This is a genomic window from Mesorhizobium sp. B3-1-7, assembly GCF_006439385.1.
Taxonomy (GTDB): domain Bacteria; phylum Pseudomonadota; class Alphaproteobacteria; order Rhizobiales; family Rhizobiaceae; genus Mesorhizobium.
Genome location: NZ_VFTL01000011.1, coordinates 89,146 through 105,653, shown reverse-complemented (window position 1 = coordinate 105,653; position 16,508 = coordinate 89,146). Strand labels below are relative to the sequence as shown.

Here is a 16,508-nt window from a genome sequence, read left to right as displayed (position 1 = left end):
GCCGGTCAGGGTGACTTCGGAGACAGGTTTCGAGTCCAGGTTTGCATCTAACAGGAACGTCAAACTGCATTACGTCGCGGTGGGCTCCGGCCCGCCGATCCTTTTCCTACACGGCCTTCCCGACCATGGCCTTGGTTGGCGCAGGCAGATCGAGGCTCTGCGCGGCAGTTTCAGGGTGCTGGCACCGGATTTGCGCGGATTCGGGCGAAGCGACGCGCCGCGGGGACATGCCCACTACACGCTGCTGCCGCATCTGGTCGAGGACGTGCTTTCGGTGCTCGTGGCCGAACAACTCTCCCAGGCCTCGATCGTCGGTCATGACTGGGGCGGGACGATTGCCTGGTGGCTGGCCATGCGGATCCCGCAGGTGGTTCGCCATCTGGTTGTCCTTTCCTCCCCTCATCCGCGCAACTATCTGCGCGCCATCGCCGATCCAGCCAACGCCCGGTATTTCGCCTATGTGCGCCGCTTCCAGGAGGCAGGCGCGTCCGCCATGCCGGCGCCGGAGGAGCTTGCCGGATGGGTCGCCGACGAGGCCGACCGACAGGCTCTCGCAGCGTCGCTCCGGCATTCCGATCCGGAGGCGATGCTGGGTTACTACAGGGCCAACATTCCGCTCGGCAGGGTGCCGGACATCGGTCAATTGCCTCTGGTCAAAGCACCGACGCTGGTGATGTTTGGCGCCCATGATCCCTATGTTCCGGCCAGTGCTTTCGAAGGCACATTCCGCGAAGTCGACAACATCAGCTCCGTGGTGGCGCTGCCGGACGCCGGCCATTTCATCCATCATGAGGCCGCCACTTTCGTCACGCGTGAGATCGAAGGTTGGGTGTCGCGGCCGCTGTCGAGCTTTCGCGTCGCGGGATAGAGACGCGATCGGCAATCGAGCCGGGCAGCGTCAGCACGGTTGTCTTTGAGCCCTCGTTGCTGTGAGGTTTCCGGACAAGGCGTTCTTCATCCCCCTTGCGTTCACCCTTGTTTTCGGATTAGATTTCGTTTGAGAAAACCTTTTCCCAAATCGCCCTGCGCTTGCTGACCTCATCCGTCATCACCACGCAGGCCGATAAGAGAAAACCTTTTCCCAACTCAGGGAATGGTTGCACGATATGTCTTCGGATGCCTCACCTGTCTCCGCCAAGCCGCCGGTCACGCTGCGCGAGGTCGCCGCCGCCGCCGGCGTCAGCGTCGCCACGGCGTCGAAGGCGCTGAACGGGCAGGGGCGGATGACGGCGGAGACGCGCGAACGCATCCGCGAGACGGCGCGGCTGCTCGGCTTCCGGCCGAACAGCCTGGCCCAGAGCCTGTTGCGAAAACGCTCCTTCACCGTCGGGCTGCTCACTAACGATACTTATGGCCGCTTCTCGCTGCCGCTGATGGCCGGCGTTTCGGATGCGCTGGTCGACAAGGGCGTCTCGGTGTTCCTGTGCAATGTCGAGGACGACCAGCGGCTCGGCCAGCTGCATGTCGAGGCCATGCTCGACAAGCGCGTCGACGGCATCGTCGCCACGGGAAAACGCATCGACCGCCATCTGCCCGTCGATCTCTCCAACCTGCGCATTCCGGTCGTCTACGCCTTCACCCAGCCCGATCCCGGCGCGGTCGGCCTCGTCTCCGACGACGCCGGCGGCGCGCGGCTGGCGGTAGAGCAGTTTTTGCGGCTCGGGCGCCGCCGCATTGCCCATGTCACTGGACCGGCGAGCTTCGAGGTGGTGCACACGCGGGCCGGGGCGTACCGCGATGTCCTGACGGAGAACGGCTTGCCCGCAACCGAGCCGCTGCTGGGCGCATGGTCGGAAGCCTGGGGCCACGATGCCGTGGCACGACTGTTCAGCAAGGCGGGGAGGGAGGGGTGGCCGGACGCCGTCTTCTGCGGCAACGACCAGATCGCCCGCGGCGTCATCGATGCGCTGCGCGAGCGTGGCATAAGCGTGCCCGAGGATGTTGGCGTCATCGGCTTCGACAATTGGGAGATCGTGGCCGAGGCGACGCGTCCGCCGCTGACTTCCATCGACATGAACCTGGCGAGCCTCGGGCGCGAGGCCGGGCTTGCCCTGCTTTCGCTCGTCGACGGCCAGCCGGCCGTGCCGGGCATCAGGAAACTGCCGTGCCGGCTGGTGGTGCGTCAGTCATGCGGCAGTCCGCCGCAATGAAGCAACAAGGCCACGCGCCCGAACAAGCAGGGCGGCGTGGCCAGAACAGGGAGGAGAACCATGAGGAGGAGTAAGATGAAGACCATTTTTGCCAGGCTGGCGCTTGCGGCAGCCGTCATTGGTGGCGGCCTGCAGGCGGCGTCCGCCGAGACCGCCAACATCTGGGTGCGCGCCGACGGCTCGAACTTCATGCCGCGCATCGTCGACGCCTTCAACAAGGCGAACAAGGACCAGGTCAAGCTCGACATCATCCCCAACGCCGAGATCATCCCGAAATATGGCGCGGCCGCCGCCGGCGGCACGGCGCCCGACGCGCTCTCGCTCGACCTGATCTACACGCCGTCCTTCGCCGCCGCCGGCCAGTTGGAAGACATCACCGACTGGGCGAAATCCTTGCCCTATTTTTCGAGCCTGTCGCCGGCGCATGTGAAGACCGGCACCTACAAGGACCGCATCTACGGCCTGCCGTTCTCGGCCGACGCCTCGGTGCTGATCTGGAACAAGAAGCTGTTCAAGCAGGCGGGGCTGGACCCTGAGAAGGGCCCGACCAATTGGGCCGAGATCGAGGCCGACGCCGAGAAGGTCAATGCGCTCGGCGGCGACATCAAGGGCTTCTACTTCTCCGGCAATTGCGGCGGCTGCAACATCTTCACCTTCACGCCGCTGATCTGGGCCTCGGGCGGCGACATCCTGTCCGAGGACGGCTCGAAGGCGACGCTCGACAGCCCGCAGCTGCGCGGCGCGATCGACCTCTACCGCTCGATGGTCAAGAAAGGGCTGGTGCCCGAGGGCGCGCAGACCGATACCGGCGCCAATTTCTTCGCCGCCTTCGCCGGCGGCAAGATCGGCATCTCGCCGTCCGGCGCCTTCGCCATCGGCGCGCTCAACACGCAGTACCCGGATGTCGATTACGGCATCACCTTCCTGCCGGGCAAGGATGGCGGTTGGTCGTCCTTCGCCGGCGGCGACAATTTCGTCGTCACCAAGGGCACCAAGAAGATTGCCGTGGTGAAGGAGTTTTTGGACTTCGCCTATTCGCTCGAGGGCCAGACCATCCTTGCCAAATATGGCAGCTTGCCGGTGCGCAACGACATCGCCAAGGATGCGCTCAAGGATCTCGACCCGCGCTACCAGGTGGCGGCCGAGGCGATGGCCAAGGGCAGGACGCCCTATTCGGTGGTGTTCAACGACCTGATCAACTCTGCCAACGGTCCGTGGACGCAGATGATCAACGAGGTGTTCTTCGGCGACGACGTCGACGGCGCCATCAAGAACGCGCAGGATACCATGCAGTCGATCATCGACCAGGCGCCGAACAAGTAGACACCAGGGCCAGCCGGCGGCGAGGATCGCGCAACGCCTCTCCGCCAAGGCTCTGACCGGCCGCCCGCCCCATCTCCCTGGCCGGGCGGCCGGATGATCCATCGCTGAATGGCAGGGACTGACGCGTTGAGAAAAGACCCCTTCATCCGGCCGCTTCGCGGCCACCTTCTCCCCGGTGGGGAGAAGAGTTTGGCGCCGACGCTTGCGATCTCCTCTCCCCTTGGGGAGCGGTCGGATTGCCCCGGATTGCCCTTCGCAATCCGGTCGGCAATCCGGGTGAGGGGGCGCCGGCGGGCTGGCTCCACCTTCTCCCCTTGCGGGAAAAGGGGGCCGAGCGAAGCTCGGTCGGATGAGGGGCGCTCCAGGGAACGCCGACGCCTCACTCCGCTGGAACACCCCTCGTCCGTCTTGGCACTGCGCGCCGATCCACCTTCTCCCGCAAGGGGAGAAGGGGAGGCCCAGCCATGACCGCCATCGCCACCACCTCCGCGCCCGCCCGAGCCCGCGCACGCACCAGCCGCCGGCAATGGGTGGGCCTGCTCTATGTCGCGCCGGCCGTCGCCCTGGTCACCGTCTTCTTCGTCATCCCGCTCGGCATGACGGCGTGGATGTCGCTGCACAACTGGCCGCTGATGGGCGAGCATTCCTTCATCGGCCTCGACAACTACTTTGCCATCCTGCGCGACATGCGCTTCTGGAATGCGCTGAAATTCACCTTCTACTATACGGTGATCGTCACCATCGCGATCTTCGCCGTCGCCTTCCCGCTGGCGATCTTCATCGAGCGGCCGCGCCCGCTCACCAATCTCTACCGCACCGCCTTCTTCATGCCGGCGGTGGTGGGTTTTGCTTCGGCAAGCCTGCTCTGGTCGTGGCTCTTGAATGTCGACTCCGGCCTGTTCAGCCCGGCCGCCTTCGACCTCGGCCTGACCGGCAAGAAGGTCAATCTTCTCGCCACCTTCCAGCCGGCCTTCTGGTCGATCATCGCCATGGTGGTCTGGAAGGTCGCCGGCTTCACCATGATCATCCTGATGACCGGTCTGCAATCGATCCCGCAGGACCTGCAGGAGGCCGCCGTCATCGATGGCGCCGGCCCGTTCGCCAGGTTCAGGGCGATCACCTTGCCGCTGATGCGCCGCACGCTGGCGCTGGCGCTGATCCTGTCGGTCGCCGGCTCGATCCTGGCCTTCGACCAGTTCTACATCATCCTGCGCGGCGGCCCGCGCAACCAGACGCTGACGGCCGTCTACTGGATCTTCAACCAGTCCTTCGTCTCGTTCAAGCTTGGCTACGGTGCCGCGCTCTCCATGGTGCTGCTGGTCATCCTGGTGGCGCTCAGCCTCATCCAGCTCTGGCTGCTGCGCAAGCCCGAGGGGCTCGACTGATGGCCGAGGCGATGTCGCAAAACCGCAAAGCGGCCTTCAGCCTCGCCAGGCACTCGACGGGCATCGTCGCCTCGGTGCTGTTTTTGGCGCCGATCGTGTGGACGGTGCTGTCGACCTTCAAGCCGGCGCAGGAAGCGCGCCAGCCGCCGCTGCCGCCCTGGCCGACCACCGGCTTCTCGATCGAGAATTATCAGACGCTGAACTCCTTCGGCGACGGGCTCTGGGTCTCGGCGCAGAACAGCATCTATGTCTCGGTGATGACGGTGCTGCTCTCGGTTCTGGTCAGCGTGCTCGCCGGCTACGGTTTTTCGCGCTTCCGCTTTCCGTTCCGGGATTTCTTCTTCGTCCTCATCCTGTCGACGATCATGATCCCGTTCCAGTCGATCCTGACGCCGATCTTCCTGGTGCTGACGAAACTCGGCCTGCACAACACGCTGACCGGGCTGGTCTGCGTCTATGTCACGCTGCAGCTGCCTTTCTCTATCTTCATGATGCGCAACGCCTTCGACGCCGTGCCGCGCGAGATCGAGGAGGCCGCGCGCATGGACGGCGCCAACAACGTCACCATGCTGGTGAAGGTGATGCTGCCGCTGGTCTGGCCCGGCGTCGTCACCATCGCGCTGTTCGCCTTCCTCGGCGCCTGGAACGAGTTCCTGGCCGCCCTCGTGCTGATGACCGACCAGTCCAAATTCACCTTGCCGGTGATGATGACCGCGCTTCAGTCCGGCCGCTTCGGCGCCATCGACTGGGGCGCCGTGCAGGCCGGCGTCACGGTGATGATGGTGCCCTGCCTGATCCTCTTCCTGGCGCTGCAGCGCTTCTACATCCGCGGCCTCATGGCCGGGGCCGTCAAGTAATTCGAATGGAGTGAAATCATGACCGCATCGCAGCCCGCCGCGCAGACCGGCACCTCCGCCAGGCCGAAGCTTGCCTTCCGGCCGCTTCCCGTGCCGCAGGTCGATGTCCGCGGCTTCTGGGGCGACCGTGTCGATGCCGTGGCCGCCAAGACCGCCGGCATCCTCTACGACCGTTGTGTCGAGGCGCGCATGCTGGAGCAGATCGATCCGGACGTGCCGTCGCCGGGTGTCGTCATCCCCTTCCATGTCAGCGACGGTTTTACCGCGCGCACCGTGACCACCCAGATGTTCTGGGATTCCGACTGGGGCAAGACGATCGAGACCGCGGCCTATTCGCTCTACCGCCGCCGAAATCCCGATCTGGAAAAGAAGATCGACGCCGTCATCGACATGTACGGCAAGCTGCAGCAGGAGGACGGCTATCTGTCGAGCTGGTACCAGCGCATCCAGCCCGGCCTGCGCTGGACCAATCTGCGCGACTGCCACGAGCTCTACTGCGCCGGCCACCTGATCGAGGGCGCCGTCGCTTACTTTCAGGCGACGGGAAAACGCAAGCTGCTCGACATCATGAGCCGCTATGCCGACCATATCGCCGACACCTTCGGTCCGGAGCCCGGCAAGCGGAAGGGCTATTGCGGCCATGAGGAGATCGAGCTGGCGCTGGTCAGGCTCGCCCGCGTCACCGGCAACGACAAATATATGAAGCTGGCCAAATACTTCATCGACCAGCGCGGCCAGCAGCCGCATTACTTCGACGAGGAGGCGCTGGCGCGCGGCGCCGATCCGAAGGATTTCTACTTCAAGACCTACGAATACAACCAGTCGCACAAGCCGGTGCGCGAGCAGGACAAGGTCGTAGGCCATGCGGTGAGAGCCATGTACCTCTATTCCGGCATGGCCGACATCGCGACCGAATATGGCGACGACACGCTCAAGGTGGCGCTCGAGCGGCTGTGGGACGATCTCGCGACGAAGAGCCTCTACGTCACCGGCGGTCTGGGTCCGTCGGCCGACAATGAAGGCTTCACCAACGACTACGACCTGCCCAACGAGACCGCCTATGCCGAGACCTGCGCTTCGGTCGGCCTGGTGTTCTGGGCGAGCCGCATGCTGGGCATGGGTCCGAACGCGCGCTACGCCGACATGATGGAGCGGGCTTTATACAACGGCTCGATCTCGGGCCTGTCGCTCGACGGCTCGCTGTTCTTCTACGAGAACCCGCTGGAGAGTCGCGGCGGCCACCATCGCTGGAAATGGCACCGCTGCCCGTGCTGCCCGCCCAATATCGGCCGCATGGTGGCCTCGATCGGCAGCTATTTCTACGGCCTCGCCGACGATGCACTGGCGGTCCACCTCTATGGCGACTCGACCGCGCGCTTCGAGATCGCCGGCCGGCAGGTTACCCTGGTCCAGACCTGCAACTATCCCTGGGATGGCGCGGTCGCGATCGAGGTCGGGCCGGAGGCGCCGATTGCGTTCACGCTTCATCTGCGCGTGCCTGCCTGGTGCCGCAAGGCAGCGCTTCGGATCAACGGCAAGCTGGTCGATCTCGAAGCGGCGACGGTCGACGGCTATGCCGCGATCCGCCGCGAATGGCGCCAGGGCGATAAGGTCGAGCTCGATCTCGAAATGTCGATGGCGCGCCTCTTCGCCAACCCGCAGGTGCGGCAGGACATCGGCCGGGTGGCGCTGGCGCGGGGTCCGCTGATCTACTGCGTCGAGGAAACCGACAATGGCGGCGGGCTGCATCGCATAGCGCTATCGCGCACGGCCAGGCTCGAGGCGCACAAGGAGCCGAACCTGCTCGGCGGCGTGGTCACGCTTTCGGCCATCGGCAGCCGGGCCGAAACGAAGAACTGGGGTCACGATCTCTATCGCCCCGAACCGCCGGCGACGAAGGAGACGAAGCTCAAGGCCATTCCCTATTTCGCCTGGGACAATCGCGACCCCGGCGAGATGCTGGTCTGGCTGAGCGAGGGGTAGGGCACCTGCGTCGTGTCGGCGAGACGAACTTCCGCCGGCAAGTCCTTCACGAATGGCGTGCAAGCCTACTGGATATTTGCAACGGAGGCGGATAGTGCCGACGCTCGATCGGGCGTTTCGGCATTCATGCTCACTTCCGTCACCAGCTTGCGGCGCAGGGCCGTGACGTAATCGCGCGGCTCCTTCGGTGACATCACGAAGGCCTGTGAGCCGCCGATAACCGACTGCTCAAAGTAGGAAGCCAGCGGTTGGCGAGGGTCTTCGTCGTCGGCCGGAATGGCGATTGCGTTGATCGTGTAACCCTTGGCGATGGCGTTTTCCCGGCTTGGCTGCACAGGCAGCCCGTCATTGTTCTCGCCATTCGAAGAGATGTCGATCACCTTCTTCATGGCATTTCCTGGAAACTCGTCGAGCAGGAGGCTTCCGACATCGATTGCCGTCGAAACCGAAGTTCCGCCCCGGCCTCGACGGATATGGCCGGTGTCGCCCGTCTTGCTGATCACCGACGCGGCCGCCTTGGCATCGTCCAGTCCGCAGATGCGTGTCCAGGGCAGCACGGTGCGCGAGCGACCCGGGCTCGACCATTCGAAATAGGCCACGCCGATGCAACCGAGATAGTTCTGGGAGATGGCGCGGATGATCTCGGGCGAGGTGAGCGCTTCGGCGTGGCCTTCACGCTGCATGTCGGCGATCTTGGGATCGATCGAGGAGGAGAAATCCACGGCGAAGACCACGGCTACGTCGACACGCATCGACGCCAGACCGACGTTGTTTGCATCCGCGACAGGTCCCCAAAGTATTGAGGTCGCGAATGTCGCCAGTCTCAGCAATGAATTGATATGCCTGATCGGCCCCGCATCAGAGCCAAAAGTCCCATGAATACATTCGACCATCTTATTTCCCCCTCTGACAAGAAACTTGTCGAGAAATCAGCTATTCCTCTTTCAGGGGATGCTAAATGAAGTGCGTCACGATAACGCTTGGAATGGCGGGCTTGGCGTTTGCGAGGCGTTAGTTTTGAGTTAGAATTTCGTCAGGCTGGGGGCCCGTTGGCAATGCAGGGTGGGAAAGGCTTCATTGCTGGCAGGATTTCTCTCTTCGGTGGTTTTCGAATTGAGAGGGAAGCTGGCAGTGAGCTCTTGCTGACCGGAAAGCGCGGTGCCGCTATCCTCGCCTATCTTGCCCTTTGTCCCGGTATGGCGGCGCCACGCGAGCGGCTGGCCGACCTGCTTTGGAGCGACAGCGACAGCGAACACTCACGCAACAGCCTGCGGCAAACGCTCAGTGTCCTGCGCCGGGATTTGTCGCGCGCGGGTATGGATATCATCCAGTCCCACAAGGAGCTGATTGGGATAAAGGCAAACGCGGTGCGGGTTGACGTGGAGGACTTCGAAGCCGGCCTGTCTGGCCGGTCCGCTTCGGAGCTCGAAACCACCCTGGCGCTTTATACGGGGCCGTTTCTCGACGGGTTTCATGTCGGCACCAATGTTTTCGACGATTGGGCGGCACAGGAACGCGAAAGGCTGCTGAGCCGCGCGCTTCCGTCGCTGGAGAAGCTCGCCCGTCTCGTGGATGCCGAAAGCGGGCTTGCCGTGGCCGATCGAATTCTGGCCATGGAACCGACGCGGGAGGAAGCCTACCGGCTGAAGATGGAACTGCTCGTTGCGGGCGGTCAGCGAGACCAGGCGTTGCGAACCTTCGAGGCTTGCAGAAGCGTCTTGAGGAAGGAGTTCGGTGTCGATGTCAGCGCCGAGACACGAACGCTCTGGCAATCGCTGCTTTCCTCGACAGAGTCACCGTCAAATCCGCAGACGGCCAACGGAGCCATCGCCGGTCAGCGCTCGGGACGCCCATCCATCGCCATGGCCGACTTCGTCAATTTGACGGGACAGCGCGGCGACGACTTCTTCGCCAAGGGTCTGGTCCACGATATCACCACGGCGCTTTCCGAGGTGGCCGACTACATCGTGATCTCGGCCCTCGAGAAAAACGGCGAGGAGCCGAGGGCGCAGGACAGCTTGCGGGCGCGTTACACACTGAAGGGCAGCGTCCAGCGGTCGGGAGACGGGCTGAGGGTGAACATCCAGCTTGTCGATGCCGCGGGTGGCCACAATGTCTGGGCTCAGAAGTTCGACGGCCAATCGGAAAGCGCGCTTCAATTCCAGGACAGGATCGCGCAGTCGGTCGTGCTGGCGGTGAGCCTTGAGCTTCAGTTGACCAACTGGAAGGTTCGCGACAAGAGCCCGCCCGGTCCTCCCGAAGTGCGCCGGCTGGTGAACGAAGCCCTGATGAAATATTTCGAGATGACCCGGGACTCGTTGCTGGTCTCGAAGGATCTCGCCGAAAAAGCTCTGGTGATTGCGCCCGACAACGTCCGCGCGAAACGGACGCTGTCAATCGCGACGACCATGGGGGGTGCGTTCGGCGCCTTGCCTCGCAAGCAGGAGCATATCGACCGTGCGATCGAGCTTGCCGAGGACTCGGTAAGGGCCGTGCCCGACGACGAAATTGCCCGCTGCATCCTGTCATTCGCCTACGAATGCGATGGCCGGATCGACGAGGCGATCGTGCAATGCCAGCACGCAATCAGCCTCAATCCGAGCTATCCCAGCGGCCACGGCGATATTGCGATGCTCTTCGCGCTGCGCGGACAGGTCAGCGAGGCGGTGCGCGCGGCCAACGAAGCGATCCGGCTTGGAACGCATGACGTCATCGACTTCTGGCGCCACCACGGCCTGGTTTTGGCGCTGTTTGCCGGTCAGGACGATCGGCGGGCACTCGAAGTCGCCCGCAAGGTGGTCAGGACAAAGCCGGGATTCGTGCGCGGCGCCCTTTATTGGGCGGCAACCGCTTCGGCGACAGGGAACAATGAAGAGGCCTCACGAGCTATCCATCACTGTCTGTCACAGCTTCCACATCTCAACCTGGGCAATGTCGCTCCTGGGTTCATGCCCCGCTATGTGAGGGACGACCATCACGGCAGGTTCCTCGAGATGCTGTCGAGAGCCGGCCTTCCTGGCTCGTGATCCGCGTATCTTCGACGGACCGAAGGCCGCTCTTGCGTGGCACCGCTACAAATGCACGAACGCCGTCAGCGGCAGGTGGTCGGAGGCGACGCGCGACAACGGCGTGTCATGCGCCTCGACGCCTGAAACCAGATCGTGCCGGTTGCCCATGATGCGGTCGAGCGCCAGCACCGGCAGGCCGGATGGGAAAGTCGGCACCGCCGGCGGCGTCGGGCCGAATGTCGTGTGCAGCGTGTTCAGCGCCGAGCGGTTGCCGAGCCGCCATTCGTTGAGGTCGCCGAGCAAAAGCGTCGGCCTTTCGTCGGCACTGCTCATGATGTCGAGCACGACGCGGGCCTGTTCCGAGCGCGAGCGGCGCAGCAGGCCGAGATGCGCCGCGATGACGCGCAGGCTCCGTTTCTCGTCGAGATCGATCTCGGCGACCAGCGCGCCGCGCGGCTCCAGCCCCGGCAGCTTGATCTGGTGGACGTCGCGCACGCTGCCGCGCTTGAACAACAGCACATTGCCGCGCCAGCCATGCCCCTTGCCGTTGCCGATGACCGGCACCGGCACCAGCCCGGTATCGTGTTCGAGCCGGGCGAGATCGAGCAGACCGGCGCGGTCGCCGAAGCGGTTGTCGGCCTCCTGCAGGGCGATCACGTCGGGGCTTATTTCGCGGATCACACGCGCCGTCCGCTCAGGGTCGAACCTGCGATCGGTGCCGATGCATTTGTGGACATTGTAGGAGGCAACGACGATCTCGGCGTCGTTGACGCGCTTGCGCGGCGTCGCCCGCGCCTTGCGCGCGCTTCTGCCGCGGATCGAGAGCAGCACCGTCTCGGGCAGACTGCGTCCTTTGATATCGTCTATCTCCATGATCCCGATGCTCGATTTCCTGCTCTAAAGATAGGGCGATCCCAGCCACAGCAAACGGTCGAAGACGCGGATTATGAACGGTCTTTCCCTCAGCGTTTGCAGCGTCACCGGCTGGGCCGTGGAGATGGCCGCCGCGATGCGGGCGTCGATCTCGGCGGCGAAGTTTTCATCCAGGACTTCCATGTCGATCTCGAAATTCAGCCTCAGCGAGCGGGCGTCCAGATTGGAGGAGCCGACATAGGCCCACACGCCGTCGATCGCCATCAGCTTCGAATGGTCGAACGAGCCTTCATGGCGCCAGACGCGGCAATAATGTTTCAAAACCTGGTCGAACTGCGCCGTCATCGCATGGTCGACGAGGAAAAGGTTGTTCACCGCCGGCACGACGATGTCGATTTCGACGCCGCGCCGGCCGGCCGTGGTCAGCGCGCTGATGAATTCGCGGTCCGGCAGGAAATAGGGCGACATGATGCGTATCGATTTGCGGGCCACCGAAAACGCGCCGATCAGCAGCTTGAGATTGGTTTCGTTGGATGCGTCCGGCCCGGTCGCCACCGCGCGCACCAGCATCGGCTGTCCGGGCGGCGGCACCGCGCGCTCGACCTGCCAGGGCCCGTCCTTCAGGGCCTCGTTGCCGGCAAAGCGCCAGTCCTCGGCGGCAACCGAGAACAGATCGGCCACCACCGGCCCGGTGACTTCGAAATGCGTGTCGCGCGAACTGTCGGAACCGGCGAATTCGGTCGAGAATCCCTTGCGGATGTTCATGCCTCCCGTGAACGCCACCGTGCCGTCGACGATCAGGATCTTCCTGTGGGTCCTGAGGTTCGCATAAGGAAGTCTCAGGCCCATGACGATGTTGCCGTTGAAGAGATCGACGGTGACGTCGGCTTCCCTGAGCTGCTTCAGGATGCTGGGCACCGAGTAGCGCACGCCGACGGCGTCGATCAGCACCCGCACGGTGACGCCGCGCTTGACGGCATTGCCGAGCGACTGCACGAAAAGCGCGCCCACCGCGTCATTGTCGAAGATATAGGTTTCGAGCAGCACGCTTCTTTGCGCCGAGTCGATCGCCCGGCACATCGCCGCATAGGCCTCATCGCCGGTCTTGAGCACGGCGATGGTGTTTCCCGATGTGAGCGGACGCCGCGCCACCCTGTCGCCAAGCGTCTTCAGCCCGGTGAAGCGCTGGCCGAATTCGGCGCTGATCAGGGCTTCGAGCGCGACGTCGCGGTCGTGCCTGGCGGCAGCCGCCTCGCTGGAAACGGGACGCATGGCGCTGATCGTCGCGCGGCGGATGCGGTTGATGCCGGCGATGGCGTAGATGATCGCGCCGAGAAAGGGTGACAAGAGCATCACGCCCACCCAGCCGGTGGCGGCGCGCACGTCTTCCTTGGTCATGATGGCGTGGACGATGCCCACCGCCGCCATCGCCAGCGACAGGATCAGGATAAGCGTGGACCAGTGACTCGCAATCGCCTCGAACATCGGCCCGACTATTGTGCGAGCCGGCGCGGAAGGCAATGCGGGTGGATTGTTCCCGCGCTCCTTCGGATACTTGAGACCGGGTGGCAAGAACCGCGGTCATGCGCTCGGCCAGTTCCGCGACCGGCCCGGCCCTTTCCCAGGCATGGAGCGTCCGGCCCAGTCCGTCCGGAAAGAGCCGGGGCAGACGGCCGTAACCCGAATGCCGAACGGAGCCATTTCCGAAAGCGATGCGGCTGCACGAGGCAAGACTGATGATCGTACGCAAGGGCACGATCGCTCAGGTCGCGGCTTCGGTCGGCTATGCGAGCGCGGCTCAGTTCAGCCGCGACTTCAAGCGGCATTTTGGACGGACGGCTTCTGAGGAGATGAACTGGGTCCGTCGTCACCTGGGCGAGCTCGCCTGGGCGGAGTAGTCCGCCATTGGCGCTCAGCCGGCTTCAGGGGCCTTTGGCTTCCTGAAGAAGCCCGACAGAATGTTCGGACCCGCTTCGCCAAGCCGCAGCCTGATCCCGTCCTCGAAGCAGTTCAGCGTCACGCACTCGAAGCCGCTGGCCGCGAGGAGCGCCACCAGCGAGTCGCGGTCGAAATGGTGCAGGTGCTCGTTGGGGAGGCGCATGCGCCACTTGGCGAACCATGTGTCGCCGTCGGCGCCGAGCTCGCGCCAGCGGCAATAGGGGACGGCGACGGCCAGGTGACGGGTCTGAAGGCGCGAGAGGAAACTGAGATCCGGGATGTGCTCGAGCACGTCGAACATGGCAACGAGGTCCCAGGTGCCGGCGAGCGCCTGATCCCAATCGACGAAGCGAACCCCCTTGGGCAGGGGGAATTCAGCGATCTCGCAGCCGGCGCAATCGGCGACGCCGGTTATCCTGGCGGCTTCGATGAATGTGCCGGTGCCATATCCGATTTCCAGCACGGAACGAGGAATCTCCCCGGTGATGCCCAGCACCCAGCCAAGCCGCTGATAGCCGAGCTTGATGGTCCGGTCGCTCAGGTCCTCGTAGTAGGAGATGTATTTCTTGTCGTATTTGATCGGTGTGAAATCGATCTGGTGGATCACGCCGAACCTGTCCACCTCATAGTTGTCCAACATGTCCGCGCGGCCTCCGGATGCCGAGTTCCTTATATGGTCAATGACATGCAGCCACGGTTCTAAGCGCCTCGGCACGTGAAGGCGCGGGCAAAGCCCCGATCCGCCGAACAGAGGCGTAGAACCTTGGATAGTCGCCGGAGCACAAGTCGAGCAAGCGAAGAAACGCCGGAACCTCTTCGCTGTAGACGGCGGTCGCGGCAAGCTTTGCGTTGTTGATCGGGCTGTCGAACCAGGCGTCGTATCCGCGGTATCCGGCCCATCGCTTGTCGCGCATTTGCCGGTAGCGTATCCGCAACCTGTCGATCGTGGCGGCTTTGGCGGCCGCCATCCGCTCCGGGCTGCGCGGGCTTCCATAGACCTGGCTCAACTCGTCCCGGGTTTTCGATATCAGTCCGAGAAAATCCGCCTTGCGCTTGCGATCGACTTCGTAACTGCGCAATCCGGCGCGATTGCCGGTGGCGCGCAGCCATTTCCTCGTACCGGTGGTTTCGACGGCAACCGCGAAAGCCTCGTTGAACGCGGAGTCGCCGTTCACATAGACTTTCTGATGCGCCAGCTCATGGAAGACAAGGCTTGCCAGATAGGTGTCGTTCTGACGCAGCATGGTGCTGAGCAGCGGGTCGCTGAACCAGCCCAGCGTGGAATAGGCCGTGATGCCCGTCACATAGACGTCCAGCCCCTGTCGCTGCAGTTCAGCGGCATTTCCGAGCGCGTCCTTACGCGAAAAATAACCCTTGTAGGGAACGCAGCCGAACATCGGAAAGCACCATGTTACCGGCGCGAGAGAGAATTGCGGCGCGGCAAAGACCGCCAAGGTCACGTCGTTCCGACCGACGTCGACATAACTGCGATAGCTGCTGTTGTCGGGCAGCGCCAGTTCTTCCGTGGCAAAGCGACGTATGGCGCTGGCCGACGTCAGCTTGCCGCGCAACGCCTCTGGCGTCGAAGGATCATGGATCAGCTTCGCAACATTCTTGCGCGCGGCCATGATCCCGACATGGCCTTCCAGTGATTGCGCATAGTAGGAAATGCTGGTGCACCCGGTCACGCCGGACGCCATGATCGCAGCGGCAAGCAATCGAAAAACGCGCTTCACAGCTTGCCCACCGCCTGCTCATCTCCCATGGAGCAAATGTCTCCATTTGCTCCCCTGTCTCAGGCGCGTCTATTTTCGTCAAGACCTGAAGGGTAGCGGGCTGGACACTCGATTTCGCAGCGGTGATCGGGCAATACGGCGCTCAAACGAAGATCTCACCCTCGCCGCGCGGCCAGCCGCAGCCACGGCGCGAGATGGAACGCTGCCATCAACAGATACATCGGCACCATGCCACTGAGCGCCGAGGCGCCCGACATGCACATCATGTCGTGGTCGCCATAAGCAGCCATCAGCAACGCCATTGCTGCGAAGGTGGGCGCCGCGGCGAGGCAGAGCCAGTCGGCGAGGCCGAGGCCGCTCAGGCCGGCCGGGCGAGGGGAGTCGATGCTCATGATATCCACCTTCTGAAGCGGGCAGGTTTCAAGCCCATAGGAACAAGGGCGAAGCAATCGGCTCCGGCGGCGCAACTCTACCGCCGGTTCCGCTTCATGCTCAGGCGTTCTTGTTGCGGAACGCCGCTTCGCCGGCATCCGACACCTCGACCCATCTCTGGTCGGGGGCGGCACCTTCCTCGTAGCTGTCGTGCCAGTTCCACCATTTGTAGGTCTGGGTCTGCGGATAGCCCTCGGGCGAATCCTCCCACACCTCCTGACGGCCGAGTGGCGTGACGTCGAGATAGCTCCACACGGTGCCGAACGCTTCGTCGCCGCGGTTGTTGACGAAATAGGTGCGGAAGATGCGCTTGCCGTCCTGGATGAAGACGTTGTGGCCGTGCCATTCGTCGACGCCGAAATCCTTATCCCAGCTGTCGGTGATGGTGTACCAGGGCATCTTCCAGTCCATGCGCTCCTTCAGCCGCCGGATGTCGGCCTGGGGCGCGCGCGAGGCATAGGCAAGCGTGGTGTCGCGGGCGTTGAGGTGCGCGAGGTTGCCGACCTGGTCGGCGCCGAGCGAGCAGCCGCGGCAGGCATGTTCGGGCCAGCCAAAGACGCCGGGCTCGAAGAAGGCGCGGTAGACGACGAGCTGGCGGCGGCCTTCGAACAGGTCGAGCAGGCTCGCCTTGCCGTTCGGGCCTTCGAACACATAGTCCTTCTTGACTTCCATCCACGGCATGCGGCGGCGTTCGGCGGCCAGAGCGTCGCGGGCGCGGGTGATGGCCTTTTCCTTCACCAACATCTCTTCATAGGCGCCTTCCCACGCTTCCTGCGAAACGACCGGCGGTGTCTTCATGTGTTGGGTCATTGCTCTTGTCCCG

General features: G+C 63.8%; 13 protein-coding genes and 3 pseudogenes. 8 read left to right on the top strand and 8 right to left on the bottom strand.

The window, feature by feature from the left end; translation table 11 throughout:
- Positions 1 to 10: 10 nt before the first annotated feature.
- From FJ417_RS11725 to FJ417_RS11700, 6 genes are all read left to right on the top strand, one after another.
- Complete coding sequence (locus tag FJ417_RS11725) at positions 11 to 868, top strand: alpha/beta hydrolase (RefSeq protein WP_140783522.1); 858 nt, start codon at positions 11 to 13, stop codon at positions 866 to 868.
- Positions 869 to 1,106: 238 nt separating this feature from the next.
- A complete protein-coding gene (locus FJ417_RS11720; RefSeq protein WP_140783521.1) occupies positions 1,107 to 2,150 on the top strand; it encodes a LacI family DNA-binding transcriptional regulator in 1,044 nt (347 codons plus the stop codon).
- A gap of 75 nt (positions 2,151 to 2,225) precedes the next feature.
- Positions 2,226 to 3,473: a sugar ABC transporter substrate-binding protein gene (locus FJ417_RS11715; protein ID WP_140783520.1), complete on the top strand. Its 1,248-nt coding sequence runs from the start codon at positions 2,226 to 2,228 to the stop codon at positions 3,471 to 3,473.
- Between the two features lie 464 nt (positions 3,474 to 3,937).
- Complete coding sequence (locus FJ417_RS11710; protein ID WP_140783519.1) at positions 3,938 to 4,858, top strand: sugar ABC transporter permease; 921 nt, start codon at positions 3,938 to 3,940, stop codon at positions 4,856 to 4,858.
- Positions 4,858 to 5,715, top strand: a complete 858-nt coding sequence (locus FJ417_RS11705; RefSeq protein ID WP_140641154.1) for a carbohydrate ABC transporter permease — start codon at positions 4,858 to 4,860, stop codon at positions 5,713 to 5,715. The genes FJ417_RS11710 and FJ417_RS11705 overlap by 1 nt, the downstream gene beginning before the upstream one ends.
- An 18-nt stretch (positions 5,716 to 5,733) precedes the next feature.
- On the top strand, positions 5,734 to 7,698 hold the full coding sequence (locus FJ417_RS11700) for a glycoside hydrolase family 127 protein (protein ID WP_140783518.1): 1,965 nt from the start codon (positions 5,734 to 5,736) through the stop codon (positions 7,696 to 7,698).
- Positions 7,699 to 7,763: 65 nt separating this feature from the next.
- On the opposite strand, the gene FJ417_RS11695 is transcribed toward FJ417_RS11700, so the two are convergent.
- On the bottom strand, positions 7,764 to 8,450 hold the full coding sequence (locus FJ417_RS11695) for a DUF1194 domain-containing protein (RefSeq protein ID WP_246672281.1): 687 nt from the start codon (positions 8,448 to 8,450) through the stop codon (positions 7,764 to 7,766).
- 303 nt (positions 8,451 to 8,753) lie between these two features.
- Between FJ417_RS11695 and FJ417_RS11690 the strand changes: the two genes are divergently transcribed.
- Positions 8,754 to 10,724 (top strand): BTAD domain-containing putative transcriptional regulator, encoded by a 1,971-nt coding sequence (locus tag FJ417_RS11690; RefSeq protein ID WP_140783562.1) that lies wholly within the window; start codon positions 8,754 to 8,756, stop codon positions 10,722 to 10,724.
- Between the two features lie 45 nt (positions 10,725 to 10,769).
- Here FJ417_RS11690 and FJ417_RS11685 read toward each other — a convergent pair whose 3' ends face one another.
- The 3 genes and pseudogenes from FJ417_RS11685 to FJ417_RS11675 all read right to left on the bottom strand — a co-directional run.
- Complete coding sequence (locus FJ417_RS11685; RefSeq protein ID WP_181183201.1) at positions 10,770 to 11,579, bottom strand: endonuclease/exonuclease/phosphatase family protein; 810 nt, start codon at positions 11,577 to 11,579, stop codon at positions 10,770 to 10,772.
- 24 nt (positions 11,580 to 11,603) lie between these two features.
- On the bottom strand, positions 11,604 to 13,064 hold the full coding sequence (locus FJ417_RS11680) for a phospholipase D-like domain-containing protein (protein ID WP_140783516.1): 1,461 nt from the start codon (positions 13,062 to 13,064) through the stop codon (positions 11,604 to 11,606).
- A 141-nt stretch (positions 13,065 to 13,205) separates the two neighbouring features.
- Positions 13,206 to 13,289: pseudogene (locus FJ417_RS11675) on the bottom strand (short-chain dehydrogenase/reductase); the annotation flags it as partial.
- Here FJ417_RS11675 and FJ417_RS11670 point away from each other — a divergent pair.
- Positions 13,286 to 13,477: pseudogene (locus tag FJ417_RS11670) on the top strand (helix-turn-helix domain-containing protein); the annotation flags it as partial. The pseudogenes FJ417_RS11675 and FJ417_RS11670 sit on opposite strands and share 4 nt — an antisense overlap.
- 14 nt (positions 13,478 to 13,491) lie before the next feature.
- Here the strand turns inward: FJ417_RS11670 and FJ417_RS11665 are convergent.
- The 4 genes and pseudogenes from FJ417_RS11665 to FJ417_RS11650 form a co-directional block, all read right to left on the bottom strand.
- Positions 13,492 to 14,157: a class I SAM-dependent methyltransferase gene (locus tag FJ417_RS11665; protein WP_140783515.1), complete on the bottom strand. Its 666-nt coding sequence runs from the start codon at positions 14,155 to 14,157 to the stop codon at positions 13,492 to 13,494.
- A gap of 37 nt (positions 14,158 to 14,194) precedes the next feature.
- Positions 14,195 to 15,217 carry an aminopeptidase gene (locus tag FJ417_RS11660; protein WP_140783560.1) on the bottom strand — a complete coding sequence of 341 codons (1,023 nt, stop codon included), beginning with the start codon at positions 15,215 to 15,217 and terminating at the stop codon, positions 14,195 to 14,197.
- 191 nt (positions 15,218 to 15,408) lie between these two features.
- Positions 15,409 to 15,600 (bottom strand): annotated as a pseudogene (locus FJ417_RS11655) (hypothetical protein); the annotation flags it as partial.
- A gap of 145 nt (positions 15,601 to 15,745) precedes the next feature.
- Entirely contained in the window at positions 15,746 to 16,495 is a 750-nt protein-coding gene (locus FJ417_RS11650) for a DUF899 domain-containing protein (RefSeq protein ID WP_140783513.1), read from the bottom strand.
- Between the last annotated feature and the right edge of the window lie 13 nt (positions 16,496 to 16,508).

Bases quoted from the DNA above. Each gene is read 5' to 3' on its own strand.
- FJ417_RS11720 (WP_140783521.1), top strand. From the start codon at position 1,107: ATGTCTTCGGATGCCTCACCTGTCTCCGCCAAGCCGCCGGTCACGCTG.
- FJ417_RS11715 (WP_140783520.1), top strand. From the start codon at position 2,226: ATGAAGACCATTTTTGCCAGGCTGGCGCTTGCGGCAGCCGTCATTGGT.
- FJ417_RS11710 (WP_140783519.1), top strand. From the start codon at position 3,938: ATGACCGCCATCGCCACCACCTCCGCGCCCGCCCGAGCCCGCGCACGC.
- FJ417_RS11705 (WP_140641154.1), top strand. From the start codon at position 4,858: ATGGCCGAGGCGATGTCGCAAAACCGCAAAGCGGCCTTCAGCCTCGCC.
- FJ417_RS11700 (WP_140783518.1), top strand. From the start codon at position 5,734: ATGACCGCATCGCAGCCCGCCGCGCAGACCGGCACCTCCGCCAGGCCG.
- FJ417_RS11695 (WP_246672281.1), bottom strand. From the start codon at position 8,450: ATGCGTGTCGACGTAGCCGTGGTCTTCGCCGTGGATTTCTCCTCCTCG.
- FJ417_RS11690 (WP_140783562.1), top strand. From the start codon at position 8,754: ATGCAGGGTGGGAAAGGCTTCATTGCTGGCAGGATTTCTCTCTTCGGT.
- FJ417_RS11685 (WP_181183201.1), bottom strand. From the start codon at position 11,579: ATGGAGATAGACGATATCAAAGGACGCAGTCTGCCCGAGACGGTGCTG.
- FJ417_RS11680 (WP_140783516.1), bottom strand. From the start codon at position 13,064: ATGTTCGAGGCGATTGCGAGTCACTGGTCCACGCTTATCCTGATCCTG.
- FJ417_RS11665 (WP_140783515.1), bottom strand. From the start codon at position 14,157: ATGTTGGACAACTATGAGGTGGACAGGTTCGGCGTGATCCACCAGATC.
- FJ417_RS11660 (WP_140783560.1), bottom strand. From the start codon at position 15,217: ATGGCGTCCGGCGTGACCGGGTGCACCAGCATTTCCTACTATGCGCAA.
- FJ417_RS11650 (WP_140783513.1), bottom strand. From the start codon at position 16,495: ATGACCCAACACATGAAGACACCGCCGGTCGTTTCGCAGGAAGCGTGG.